We start from the raw sequence: 276 nt of genomic DNA, 5'->3' as shown, positions 1-276 counted from the left end.
CAAGCATGTTGTTCATATACTCTTTATCTAATAAAGATTGTATCAAAATAGCTTGCTCTTGAGGCAATCCCACGTACTGAGCATCATCATCATCGTCATCAAAACGATACTTGCTTGCCGGTAATCTACTTACGTCTCCATCCGTGTAAGCCTTCCACATTTTCTCTTCAAAATCTGTGGCTGTATCTTCCCCAGATCGCCCCCTATTAGGATCCAACATTCGTTTCACAGTAGGAATAAAATCGGCCATTAAACTAATAGGGTCAGTGTCTAATA

At 40.2% G+C, this 276-nt stretch carries 1 protein-coding gene; it reads right to left on the bottom strand.

The genetic code is table 11. The features are described from left to right. On the bottom strand, window positions 1–250 hold a 250-nt coding region (locus tag ABFY71_RS18850; RefSeq protein ID WP_347947405.1), incomplete at its 3' end, for a hypothetical protein. Between the last annotated feature and the right edge of the window lie 26 nt (window positions 251–276).

This window comes from Devosia alba (assembly GCF_039938915.1).
In the GTDB taxonomy this organism is placed as follows: domain Bacteria; phylum Pseudomonadota; class Alphaproteobacteria; order Rhizobiales; family Devosiaceae; genus Devosia; species Devosia alba.
Note: the sequence above shows the minus strand (reverse complement) of the source record. Positions and strands in the feature narration are given on the sequence as shown.